Source organism: Paenibacillus shenyangensis (assembly GCF_000346635.1).
Taxonomy (GTDB): domain Bacteria; phylum Bacillota; class Bacilli; order Paenibacillales; family Paenibacillaceae; genus Saccharibacillus; species Saccharibacillus dauci.
In genome coordinates this window covers 40932-53247 of the sequence record NZ_AOIG01000017.1, presented here as the reverse complement: position 1 = coordinate 53247, position 12316 = coordinate 40932, and the positions used below count along the sequence as shown (strand labels likewise).

General features: G+C 47.5%; 7 protein-coding genes and 1 riboswitch. Of the genes, 3 read left to right on the top strand and 4 right to left on the bottom strand.

Features of this window, described 5'->3' with window-relative positions:
* Nucleotides 1-9: 9 nt before the first annotated feature.
* Nucleotides 10-1524 carry an extracellular solute-binding protein gene (locus H065_RS0114435; RefSeq protein ID WP_017813788.1) on the bottom strand — a complete coding sequence of 505 codons (1515 nt, stop codon included), beginning with the start codon at nt 1522-1524 and terminating at the stop codon, nt 10-12.
* Nucleotides 1525-1591: 67 nt separating this feature from the next.
* Nucleotides 1592-2449: an ABC transporter permease gene (locus H065_RS0114430; protein ID WP_443146860.1), complete on the bottom strand. Its 858-nt coding sequence runs from the start codon at nt 2447-2449 to the stop codon at nt 1592-1594.
* 396 nt (nt 2450-2845) lie between these two features.
* Here H065_RS0114430 and H065_RS0114425 point away from each other — a divergent pair, with 396 nt between their 5' ends.
* The gene (locus H065_RS0114425) at nt 2846-3730 is read left to right on the top strand and encodes a carbohydrate ABC transporter permease (protein WP_017813786.1); all 885 of its coding nucleotides are present in this window, start codon (nt 2846-2848) and stop codon (nt 3728-3730) included.
* A gap of 223 nt (nt 3731-3953) precedes the next feature.
* Here the strand turns inward: H065_RS0114425 and H065_RS0114420 are convergent, their stop codons facing one another.
* A complete protein-coding gene (locus tag H065_RS0114420; RefSeq protein ID WP_017813785.1) occupies nt 3954-6197 on the bottom strand; it encodes a helix-turn-helix domain-containing protein in 2244 nt (747 codons plus the stop codon).
* A gap of 178 nt (nt 6198-6375) precedes the next feature.
* Between H065_RS0114420 and H065_RS28265 the strand changes: the two genes are divergently transcribed.
* Complete coding sequence (locus tag H065_RS28265) at nt 6376-8142, top strand: GDSL-type esterase/lipase family protein (protein ID WP_017813784.1); 1767 nt, start codon at nt 6376-6378, stop codon at nt 8140-8142.
* 172 nt (nt 8143-8314) lie between these two features.
* Here H065_RS28265 and H065_RS0114410 read toward each other — a convergent pair whose 3' ends face one another.
* Entirely contained in the window at nt 8315-9742 is a 1428-nt protein-coding gene (locus tag H065_RS0114410) for an FAD/NAD(P)-binding protein (protein WP_017813783.1), read from the bottom strand.
* 339 nt (nt 9743-10081) lie between these two features.
* Nucleotides 10082-10181, top strand: a riboswitch (purine riboswitch).
* Between the two features lie 75 nt (nt 10182-10256).
* On the opposite strand from H065_RS0114410, the gene H065_RS28260 reads away from it, so the two are divergent.
* Nucleotides 10257-12200: an adenine deaminase gene (locus H065_RS28260; protein ID WP_017813782.1), complete on the top strand. Its 1944-nt coding sequence runs from the start codon at nt 10257-10259 to the stop codon at nt 12198-12200.
* The last annotated feature ends 116 nt before the right edge of the window (nt 12201-12316 follow it).

The window sequence follows — 12316 nt, the reverse complement described above, 5'->3', positions numbered from 1 at the left end:
ATGTGTCGTTTAGGATTGAGTGGCTTTGTACGATGCTTCATATTCAGAAATAATGCTGCTGCCTCCGGCGCTTTTCCAGCTCTCGATCGCCTGGTTGAATCCGTTGGCATCGATTTCACCCAGAATGTATTTGTAGGTTGCATCAGTGATCATTTTTTGCAGTTCGGAACCCTGGGTATTATACGTCTCGGATTCCAGTGCATAAGCAGGGTTCAGTACCGCATAGTTGGCATTATCAGCAATCATTTTATCGGCCATTTGCTTGAGTGGATCGGCATCATGGATTTTGAAGCCACTCTCTTTTGGACGGCTGGCTGCAAAAGGCTGCACTTCCTGCTGCCACAGATCCGTATTGGTAATCGTCGCTGCATCCTTGTCATCCACCGTATAATGCGTGCCTTCGATACCGTAGGTCATCAGTGCATAGGAGTCTTCATCCAGCAGATCATTAACAAATTTCAGGATGCGCTTCAACTCGGCTTCATCTTTCACTTCAGAACGAGGGAAAGATAACAGACCGCCAATACCATTATTCGCTGCCCAGATGGCACGGTCGCTCTCATTACCGGTTGATGTAATATCATTCGCCATCACCAGCTCCATTTTGTCCTGTACACCTTTGGACATGTTGAGCAGGTTTTTGCTGTCAAACAGCGCACCTACATAGATCCCTGCCTTACCCTGAGCAAACTTTTGCTGCTGGTCGGTTTTGGCCGTTACTGCAAAGTCTTTGTTGATATAACCTTTGTCATATAATTCTTTCATATAGTTCATAGTCTTCATGTAACCTTCGGTCATGAATTCGGGCGTCATCTTGCCGTCTTCACTCACCTGCCAGTTATTCGGTGTGCCAAAGTAGGAGCTCAGCGTCTTGAATGCGCCATATACCAGATCATTACGGTCAACAAATCCGGTCGTATCGTCTACACCGTTGCCGTCTGGGTCCTCTTCGGTGAATGCTTTGGCTACGGCCATCAGTTCATCCGTCGTTTTGGGAACTTCCAGACCGAGCTTATCCAGCCAGTCCTTGCGCAGGGTTACGCCGTTACGCGCCAGATCCTTTTGGAAAGGTACCCCGTACAGCTTGCCACCAATTGAAGCCGATTTGATCGTTTCTGGCGGAATTTTGGCCAGGTTCGGATAATCTTTCAGATAAGGCTCCACTTCCCAGAACATGCCGGATTTGAGCGCATTACGTACAGAAGAGTTATCGAGTAGAGTCAAGGTTATGATATCGGCCAGCGAATCGGATGCCAGCGCGGTATTGATCCGTTCTTCCTTGGAAGCATCGGGAATCCAGGAGAAGGTGATATCGCTGTTCGTTTTCTCTTCCAGCTTGTTCAATACCGTATCCGTTGGTGGTGAAGCGGTATGCAGAATATTCAGCCAGCTGATTTCGGCTTTGGAATTGGCATCATATACACCGGAAGAAGCATTCTCCCCACCGCAGGCAGTCAATACAATAGCACTGCTCACCACGACTGCGGCTACTTTTTTCATTGCGATCATTTGGCTTTTTCTCATTCCATTATTCCCCTCTCATATGGTCACCGGTTAATGTGGTACACGATTGAACAGGTTGCAGCAGCGATCAGTAGACGCCATCTTCTCCGAATTTCTTGGCAAGCTTGTTCGCCAGCATGATCAGAACCAGCCCAACCAGCCCTTTGAACAATCCGACAGCGGTACTGAAGCTCAGCTGTCCATTTTTCAGACCTGCCGTATAGATATAAGTATCAAAAATCTCGGCCACTTCTCGGTTAAGCGAGTTCAGCAGCAGGTACATATGTTCAAATCCAAGATCCAGTGTAGTTCCGATCTTGAGGATCAGCAGGGTGATAATTACCGGACGAATCGCCGGCAGGGTGACATGCCAGGTTTTGCGCAGACGGCCTGCACCGTCCATCTCTGCCGCTTCATACAGCTGGGTATCAACAACCGTAATCGCTGCGAGATAGATAATGGTAGACCATCCTAGCTCTTTCCAGATGATTTGCGCCATATACATCGTGCGCAGCCATTCCGGTGAAGTCAGGAAACTGATCTTCTGGAAGCCCATCGCAGCAAGCAGTTCATTAATAACCCCACCATCTACGGTCAGAAATACATAAGTAATAGAGACGATAATAACCCAGGACATAAAGTGAGGAATATAGATAATCGTCTGGATCGCATTTTTGAAATAACGATGTCTGACTTCATTCAGCATCAGCGCCAGAATAATCGGCATCGGGAAAAAGATAACAATATTCAGTGCGAACAAAATCAGCGTATTACTCAGCAGCATAAAAAAGGTTGGCTCCGTAAACAGACGGATAAAATGCTTGAGGCCTACCCACGGGCTGTCTGCAATTCCGAGATACGGCTGGTAATCCTGAAAGGAAATAATCAGCCCACCCATTGGTAGATACTTAAAAATAACAAAATAAAGAAATCCCGGCAGAATCATTAAATAGAGAAATTTGTTACGAAGTATTCCATGCTGCCCTCTACGTTTGACGGCTTTTTGTGTACCTTCAAGCTTCAGTGCGGCAGCATCGGATACTTTCATTGGATTAGACATCTTCACCGGATCACCAGCCTCCTTAATGGACATTCACGTTACGCCTTTCACACTAAAGCAATCCGGTCATTCCGTATATAATCATCAGTTGATAGCGTTTACAAAACCTTTTGTATAAGGGGATTACCTTGTTCTCACCTCAGCTGATGATTATATTATGAGCTAATGATCATTCGTTATTTTTGGAGGGCAGACACCATGATCTTATCCCCGGATTATATACGGAACAAGCTGTCATTGGTACAGTTAGGGAGTACACGATTATTAAGGAGGTTATCATGCATGGAACAGTCTCTACGGAAAGATACTACAATAGGAAGCAAAATTTTTACGATTGTAAATAATACTTTATTGATTCTGGTTGCACTTGCGTGTCTGCTGCCCTTTGTTAATGTTATTGCCAGCTCGTTCGCCTCTACCCAGGAAGTCGTCTCCAAGAAATTCATCCTGTTCCCTACTACATTCTCCCTCGATGCTTACCGGTATATATTGTCCACCCCTACTATATTCAAAGGACTGGGCGTATCCGTCGGCACGACGATTGTAGGTACACTGGTCAGTATGGCACTAACCGCCTTTATGGCTTATGGATTATCACGCACCTATTTGTATGGAAGAAATGCAATCAACTTTATTATCGTATTCTCGATGTTATTCAGTGGCGGAATGATTCCGACCTTCCTGATTGTCAAAGGGGTCGGCCTGATTGATTCCTACTGGTCCCTGATCCTGCCGGTTGCGATCAACGCGTTCAACCTGATCATTATGCGCAACTTTTTCCAGGCACTGCCGGACAGTCTGGAAGAATCGGCCAAGATTGATGGATGTAATGACTTTGGCGTCTTTTTCAAAATCATGCTGCCGCTGGCACTGCCTTCTATAGCGACGATCTCCCTGTTCTATGGCGTAACCTATTGGAATACGTATATGAATGCGATTCTGTATCTTAATGATTCCAATAAATGGCCGATACAGGTACTGCTGCGTCAGATCGTTATCGTCTCCAGCGGTATGCAGGCGGAAGGCAGTTCAGTCGATGTCATCCCACCGGCACAGACGATCAAAATGGCCGTTATCGTAGTTGCAACCGTACCGATGCTGATCGCTTATCCATTTGTACAAAAACACTTCACCAAAGGTGCACTGCTTGGCGCAGTCAAAGGTTAACGCATACCGGAAGCGATGGAAATAGCGGCTTGCTTGTTGCTCTGTTCGTGAGGCGCATATTTATCTCTGTCATATGTATCCTTAACACCGTTTCATAGAAAAAGTCTTATCTTCTGCAAGGCAGAGCATAAGACTTTTGGCGGTCTGTACGATGTACTTATTGCACTATAGCAGCCTGCAGCCCGGTTCCAAGCAGCAGGCTGCCCCTACGCCGGGTGATCGATCAGATACTCTGTCTCATCTTGCGGTAGGTACCAGGCGTTACCTGTTCCTTTTTACGGAACGAACGGATAAAGTTCTGTGGATTATGATACTGCAGCCGCTCGGCGATTTCTTTGATGGTCTGGTCGGTCTCGGTCAGCCAGCGTTTGGCCATCTCCAGGCGGTAGCTCATTAGATAATCGCTGAAGGTAATGCCGTATTCCTTTTTGAAAATGCTGCTCAGGTAGTTTGGGTTATAATGCAGCCGGTCACCGATAATCTCCAGTGACAGTTCCTGATCATATTCGGAACGCACAATCTCGGCGATCGTCTCGGACAGACAGCGGAACTGCTCATTGGTCTTGTTTTTCATACTGCGTACCATCGGGAAAATGACCTGTTCGATTAGAATACGCTCGATCTCCTCGGGGTTGCGAATACTGAGCAGCCGGTGATACAAGGCACGATTATCGTGCGTTAACAGCACTTCCAGTCCAAGCAGCTGCTCCAGCTGAATCAGATTGTTGACAAGGCGTACCAGCATGACTTCAAGGTCCATGGAATTCCGGCTTTTCTTCATAAATTCCGCCATCAGCGGATAGAGCGTCCGGGACACCTGCTCCTCATCACCCAGACGAATCGCATCGAACAATCGGGATTCCAGCTCTGCCGGATAATGCAGCAGTACCGGACCGGAGATTACATTGGAGATATCCTCGTAGAAAATGATTGATTCCTTGCCCAGATTCAGACGTTGATGCAGTGCCTGCTTGCTCATTTCACACGCTTCCTTGCTACGCAGTAGTGTGGAATAGGATTGGCTGATCCCTATACTGATTGATAGCTTCAGGTATTCACGTACCGTACGGATCATCGCTTTGGCATAAGCCAGCATCTGCTTGCGCATCTCCTGTTCATTCACACCGGAGAAGATCAGAATCGTCGCCTGGGTATCATCATTCAGGATAATAGGCAGCAGCCGCTGCTGCTGGGGAATCAGCTCTTCGGCAATTTTGTTGATCGCCAGCAGCAACACGTCCTTGTCAGCCGCATCGCGCTTGCCCACATTGTCCAGCTGGGCAAGCATCGTTACATACTGCTGATCTTCCAGGCTGGAATGACCAAGACGGTTCAGCTGATGCTCCAGTTCATCGGCAGATACACGGTTGCGGAACAAATTCAGTACCAGCTGGGTCTCCAGCTGCGGCTGCTCTGCTTCGATGAGACTCTCCAGACTCTGCTTCTCGGTCAGAATATGATCGATAGATGAGAGGATCCACTCAATCTCATTTTTGGCTGTCAGCTGTGCATCTCTTGGCAGGCTACGCGTAATCTGCTGGATCGGCTTGGTAAAATAAACCGAAATTCCGTAAGCAACCACGATAATCAACAGAATCAATACCAGTTCCATCAGAATCAGCCCATACTTGGTCGTCTGCAGGGCACTGGCAATCTCCTTTTGATCCAGCATCGTCACATAAATCCAGTTGTTATATGGCGATTTGGCATAAATGAGCTGCAGCTCGGGTCCTTTATCCTGATTGAGCGTCAGCATTCCGGTATTCTGATCCTGTCCGATCATGGATGGGATCTGTGTCAGCTGGTTGGTACTTAACAATCCGGATGTTTTGCCGGTATCGTACATGACACTCCCCTGCTTGTTCAGGATAAAGACAGGTGCATTATTTTCCGCGCTCAGACTGCGGTTCAGCGTCTCCAGGGAAATATCGGATAAAGCAATTGCCTGCTTTTGCTTGGAGAATACCGGCAATGTGTTAACAAATCGCAGCCCGGAATCTGTTTTCACCCAGAATAATCCCTGATCCTGATCAGCAATATATTCGTCATATAGCTTCTGTCGCTCTTCGGAAGTGAGATGTGATAAGGTTCCATTGGAAATCTGCCAGCTCTGATTGATGCTGATCAGAGAGTACTCTGCCCCTTCCATCCCCATTGTAGCAATATAGTTCAGCTGGGTATTTACATCCCGATACGCGATAAAGTCTTTTTCCGTAATTGGATGGTTCACCACCTCATTAAATGAACTGGTAGTGCTGTATGTATTGAAAGCGTATTCAATAGTACGTATTTTTTGTTCCAGATTATTTCTCATTTGTGTAATATAACTTTGCTTGCTGTTGGCTACACTATCAATCACTGATTGGACTGTATTGAAGTAGATATATATGCCAAAGCTAATGGACAGACCGATTCCTAATACCAGAATAGGAATAAAAATTTTGTAAAACATAATTCCCTTTTTCATCATGTCCCTCCATCGGTTCAGTCATCAGTCTCTATTATAACGCTATCATAATCTGGATGTTAAGGATTTCTTTAGCAAATATCATCTACTTCCCCGTAAATTATCATGTAAACAGGAATTTCGGTCTTATTTCACATCCTGCTCTGCCAACTGGATGTACAGAAAGGAACAAACCAATATGCTCCACATTATAAATCATTCCAGTGACAATGATATACGTAAAATCACCGAAACCCATGCTGTACCCGCGCTGCATCTGTATCTACTGGACTCCAGCACACCCCGTCCGTGTATACTGATTCTGCCTGGCGGTGGGTATCATCATCTTGCCGATCATGAAGGAGAACCGGTCGCCCGCTGGCTGAACACACTCGGTATTCATGCTGCCGTGCTGGAATACAGCACATTCGATTCCTTGACGGATAAGGGTAATTTCAATCCGCATGATCCTACTTTCTCGGCTGAATCAGACGATGATCTCTTACAGACCGATACATCCAAGACAACGATGCCAAGCGAAAATTCAACAGCAGACTCCTCGCATAATCGTTCCTTTTCCCAACATACCGATCCGGCATCTGATGCTGTTCCCCCGCTGATTGATCCACACGCACGATTACAGGAAACCGAACAGGCTCTGCATCTGCTTCGGCAGCATGCAAGGGAATGGCGTATTCTACCGGAACAGACAGGATTAATGGGATTCTCTGCAGGCGGTCACTTGGCTGCACTGACCGCGACGATGGGCCGGATTCGTCCGCACCTGCTCCTGCTTGGCTATCCGGTTATTACTTTTCGCGGCCCTTATGCTCATCAGGGCAGTCGGCTTCATTTTCTGGGGGAATCGCCGGATATTGCAATGATTGATCAATTTTCTGCTGAACGGCAGGTTGATAACAGGTTACCTCCTACTTTTATCTGGACAACCGCTGACGATGCGAGCGTGACGGTTCACAACAGCTTACTGTTTAGTGAAGCACTTGCTGCCCATCGAATCCCCCACGAACTGCATATTATGGAGAGCGGCCGACATGGACTTGGCTTGGCACAGACTCATCCCTCTTGCCACAGATGGACAGAATGGGCAGCACACTGGCTGGATCGGCATGGCTATATTCATTCAACAAGCGACAAGGCTGCAGCAGATGATGTCCTATTCACACCTTGCTTATTCACCCGAAATAGTACACCTGACAGCGATCATCATCAGCCGATCAGCCGGCAAACTGATGGACGGCGTCCCACCCTGTTTATTGCCGGAGATTCCACAGCTGCGATCAAAGGAGCTTCTGACAAGCCAATGAGCGGATGGGGAGAATATGTGCAGCCGTATTTTGGTAGCAGCATAACTGTGGCGAACCATGCTATTAACGGTCGCAGTACCCGCTCCTTTCTGGCAGAAGGGCGGCTCGAATATATCGCCAACCAGCTGCAGCCCGGTGATTATCTATTGATCCAGTTCGGCCACAATGACGAGAAATCTGCTGATCCCATGCGCTATACGGAACCACATACCGATTATCGTTATAATCTGCAGAAGTTTATTGATACAGCACGTCAGTATGGTGCTATTCCGGTATTGCTCACTTCAGTCAGCCGCCGCCGATTCTTGTCCAATGGTACGATTGATCCGCTGGCAGTGGGTGCTTATCCCGAAGCAATGAAGCAAACTGCGTTGACAGCCCATGTTCCGCTACTGGATATTTTCACAGCTTCCCGGCAGCTGTATGAAGCGCTTGGCGAGACTGCTTCCATGGATCTGTTCATGCATCTGCGGCCCGGACAGCATCCAAACTACATGGATGGCATTGCCGACGATACCCATTTCTCGGTACAAGGCGCTCAGGCAATTGCCGAACTGATCGTCTCTGCTATACTCCGGCATCCGGAACTTGCTGCGCTGCATCCTTATATCGAGCGCACACAGGAGCATAGCGTTCATTGATTATTCGATTGAAATACGAATGTCACAGATGATATGCGCATTCCTTCATGTCGAAGCAGATAGTATTCAAATAAAAGACATACAAAAAAAGAGACAGATCTGCCCAGCGTAGATCTGTCTCTTTTATTTAGTACACAATAATTAAAATAACCACCCTTTATAACTCCATCCTTCAAGAACCGGTAACCATCTTCGACCAGTGGCCGACAAACTCTGCCTGATCGTAAGCAAAGAATTGCTGCAAAATATGCTCTTTATCATCAAGGAACAATTGATCCGCTACGGCACTTACCAGCCGGGGAACGGCATTTTTGGTGCCGGAAATAGCAGATGCGGACAATCCGCAGCTGGCAAGAGCGGAATAGTTGAACATAAAGAGCCCATGCACTCTGTCCACCCCTAGCTCATCCCTGCTTTGCAGCGCAAATCCTGGACTGAGATAAGGATGGGCATCAAGCAGTGTATTCCGCAGATCGGGTGCCGCCTGATAATGATCCTGCCAGCGGGCAATGTGCCCGCTTACCAGCTCCAGCTCCGGACGCAGTGCCGGATCGCTGAGCAGCCCGGTACTGATCACCAGAAAATCAAATTCATACTGCCCATGTGGTGTGGTCACTCTCGCTCCATCGCTCCATGGCTGCACATCCAACCATGGCGAACCCAGATGCAGCTCAAATCCCGGCCAGGCTGCCGCACGTTCAAACGTATCATTGGTCGGCGGCTGATTGAATTTGAAAAAGTGGGCGATCACTGCATATTTCTCCTCATCATTCAGTGCATGGAACCGTTCGATCATGCCAGACACTTCCATCTGCCGAATCGGATTTACACTGGGCAGTACTTCACGCCGGACAAATACATGAGCTTCTGCGGCGCCCTCAGTCAGCGCATGATTGGCATTGTCAAACGCAGAAGCTCCTCCACCCAGAACGGCTATCTTTTTGCCCTGCAGACGACGAAAATCGATTGCTCCAGAAGTATGTGCATACAGATGACGGGGCAGCCGCTCTGCAATCATTGGCGGCACATGCCATTCCCCACCGCCCTGAATTCCGGTTGCCAGAATCACCTTGCGAGCCATTACGGTATCTCGCGGAGCTCCCGCACCGCCAATATGTAACCGATGCAGTCCTTTGGTAACAGGCTCAATGAGCTTCAAAGTCACTTCATTCGCTACAGGTAGCTTCAGTAGCTTCCGGTACCAGCGCAGGTAGTTCATCCATTCTCCGCGTGGAATTTTATCCACCTGTTCCCAACCCTCTTCTCCATGCTGAGCTTCCCACCATGAGCGGAAAGTCAGCGAAGGAATACCCAGATCGATGGATGTCAGATGCTTGGGAGTGCGCAGTGTGACCATACGTGCATACGTCTGCCATGGACCTTCTAGTCCGGCAGGATTCTCATCGATAACCAGAATATTCGATACCCGCTCACGCAGCAGACCAAAAGCTGCCCCTAATCCACTTTGTCCGCCGCCAATAATAACTGCGTCATACACATGTCCCTCCGAATGCTGCACCGGTCGCACCCAATCCGCTCCACCGTATGCGAGATAAGCCAGATCCCGTCGTACACGCTCATTCAATGCTTCCAGACTCATATATACTCCGCCTTTCCCCATATCATTTGCCTTATTATAGCGATAAGACTTGGATCAGCGATAGAACATGTTAATTATTTTGTCATTGAATATAACAAAATCATAAGGTATTGTGTAAATAAACTAACACGAGTAATAGGATTCAGATTTAAAATTCCTATTTAATTCAAATTAACCATAAAAAATAATTAAAATGTGCCTTCTAGGTTACATTAATGCACATATAATCATTATTACTCTCTTCATGGAATTAAATCTAACTTCTACTTGCTATCTGAACATTCTTGATTTACACTAAATTTTAATTTTCAAACCCTTTTATCTCATTCGAACCCATCTTCTCAAATACTCATGTTCTTTCGTATAACCCCGGTAATACGGTCCGGGGGTCTCTACCAGGAACCGTAAAATCCTGATTACGAAAAATGCTGCGATGAATTTGCCATGCATTTTTTGTGATCGGGATTTTTGTATTCATTTTTAACCTATAACTACCAAGGAGTGAACTATGCCTATGTCATGGACAACCGAAGCACTACAACGAAGAATTGATGTTGCCAGTCACCGAGAACCAGCAGATCTGGTCATACGGGGCGGACAGATTGTGAACGTATTTACAGGAGAGCTGGTCCAACAGGATATCGCGATCGTGGATGGTGTAATCGCAGGGATCGGTACGTATGAAGGAATCGAAACCGTCGATGCAGCAGACAAATGGATTATTCCGGGTCTGATGGATGGTCATGTACATATCGAGAGCTCCATGCTGTCTCCACAGGAATTTGCGAAGGTAGTTATTCAACACGGGGTAACCAGTGTAATTACAGACCCGCATGAGATTGGCAGTGTTGCCGGAGTTGATGGTATCCGCTATATGCTGGAACAGTCAGAAGATTTGCCGGTTGACCAGTTTATCATGCTGCCTTCCTGTGTGCCGGCGACGTCTTTTGAGAGCAGCGCCGCCTGTCTGGAAGCGAAGGATCTGGAACCATTTTATGATCATCCCCGGGTACTGGGACTGGCGGAAGTCATGGACTTTGGTGCGCTGTCCAGTGCAGCTCCCGGTATGCTCGGTAAAATCGCTGCCGCTCATAGCAGAGGCAAGTATGTAGATGGTCATGCAGCAGGTATTGCCAAGGAACAGCTGGGAATTTATGCAGCCGCAGGTATTCGTACCGATCACGAATGTATTAATACCGATGAAGCCCGGCAGCGGCTGGAACTTGGTATGTATGTAATGATACGTGAAGGCACTGCTGCCAAGGATCTGGAAGCTATTCTTCCGGTCATTACTCCTTATAATTCGCGACGCTGTCTATTTGTTACCGATGACAAGCTGATCGATGATCTACTCGATGAAGGCAGTGTCGATCACAATATCCGGTTGGCGGTTCGTCATGGACTGCCCGCAGTGACTGCTATCCAGATGGCGACGCTTAATACAGCAGAATGCTTTGGACTCCGGGACCGAGGTGCTATTGCTCCGGGATATATAGCCGATCTGGTTATCCTGGATGATCTGGAACAACTGACCATTCATGAAGTCTACAAAAATGGACAGTGCGTTGTTCAAGGCGGCAAGCTACTGGAACAGCCGGTTACTAATCCAACTGCATCCTCTACCCTTCCAGATTCTGCATATATAGAACAGTCGGATGCTACGTTCACAGCTGAATCCACTGCTTTGGACCCAGTGAATCCAGCTGTTTCGCTCATTCATGATGCCTTGGCCGAGTCACATCACGAGATACTTTCTGACAGCATAGATCCAGCTTCCAGCCAGGCGTTCCCTATTAGTGCAGCTGCATTATCCCGCTGCCAGACCGCTCCCATCACACTGGATCATCTGGCACTCCCACTGACCCATGACTACTGCAATGTAATTGAGATCATTCCCAATTCGCTGGTTACTGCTCACGCACAGTATAAAGTAAATCGTAAAAACGGCTATTTTACTGCTTCTACCGATCAGGATCTGCTCAAGCTGGCCGTTGTAGAACGTCATCAGGCTACAGGCAATATAGGACTTGGTATCGTCAAAGGCTTCCAGCTGCAAAAAGGAGCTATCGTCTCTACTGTTGCCCACGACTCGCATAATCTGATTGCAGCCGGTACTTCGGATGAGGAGCTGCTGCTCGCTATCGAGCATATCGTCAGTGTCAATGGCGGTCTCGCTGTCGTGTCTGGCAGCGAAGTGCTCGCCTCCCTGCCGCTGTCGATTGCAGGCTTGTTATCCGAGCTTCCTTATGAAGAAGTCTATCATCAAATGAAAAAGCTCAATCAAGCGCTGCTGCAGATTGGTGCCGCCCAGCATTTCAACCCTTTCTTGATGCTCTCTTTCCTCGCACTGCCTGTGATCCCGACGCTCAAGTTGACTGATCTGGGACTGTTTGATTTTGCAGCCAACGCACATATTGATGTAGAGGTACAACGGAACAGGAAGTCTGCTTCCCTGTAATTAGCTGATTGCTGATCCTGTATAAAATAATCGGTATATTCTCCCGGACTATTTTAGGTTTGCTGTATAAAATGAAAAACCTTTGCCGATATATAGTATAAGGAAATTCCATTTTA